This is a genomic window from Streptomyces sp. YS-3 (genome assembly GCF_045257485.1).
Classification (GTDB): domain Bacteria; phylum Actinomycetota; class Actinomycetes; order Streptomycetales; family Streptomycetaceae; genus Streptomyces.
On the sequence record NZ_JBJHPC010001118.1, the window covers coordinates 1 to 851 of the forward strand.

The 851-nt window shown below is 75.1% G+C and carries 1 pseudogene; it reads right to left on the minus strand.

From position 1 onward, the window contains the following. Positions 1-155 precede the first annotated feature (155 nt). Positions 156-851, minus strand: a pseudogene (locus tag ACJA3G_RS37855) (hypothetical protein); the annotation flags it as partial.

Consider the following 851-nt stretch of genomic DNA (forward strand, 5'->3'; position numbering starts at 1 on the left):
GGTGAGGGCGGCGTAAGGGCGGGGCGGCCGGTTGTGCGGGCGCGTATCGCCGCACGGGGGTGTGGGCCGGGACATATGAGGCGTACGGGAGTTGTCCGTGCGCCCCCGTCGTCCTCCGGTCCGCCCCGGCGGTGCGGGGCGGACCGGTGTGTCGCTCAGACGGTGCCCGCGCGCGGCGGGACCCTGGTGACCGCGGGGGTGGTGTTCAGGTTGAGCGTGACGAGGGCGACGCCCTCGCTCGCGCCCTGGACGACGGCGGGGGCACCGACCATGAAGCCGGAGGACGCGTCGCCGTGGAGGGTGACTTGCTTGCCGCTGTCGACCATCTCGATGGAGCCGGTGCCGCTGCGGGAGGCCAGCATGACGCCGCCGGTGGCGAGGTCCTGGCCGTCGACGAGGGCGACCGGGCCGTAGCCGGTGACCTTCTGGTCGGGCAGTTCGGTCCAGCGGCCGGCCTGGCCGCCGCGGAGCTGGGCGACGTTGATCTGGTCGCTGGAGGGCTTGTGGAAGGCGAGCAGCACGGAGCCGTCCTGGGCGGTGACCGCGTCGGGGGCGTCGCCGGGCCGGGTCTTGAGGCCGCGGGCGCCGCGGACCAGGGCGCCGCCGGCGTCCTTCTGGGTCCAGTGCTCGACCCAGCCGAAGGCGGAGCCGAAGACGTGGACGCGGCCGTCGCCGTCGACGGCGGCGGCGAGGCCTTCCTGGATCTGTCCGCCGCCGGCCAGCTTCTGCCAGGGCGACCAGGTGCCCTGCTTGTTGCGGACGCGGGTGCTGATGCCCTTGGCGGCGTTGCGGACGAAGACGTGGATGGTGCCGTCGGGGGCGGCGACCGCGGTGGGCGGGCCGGTGAGGCG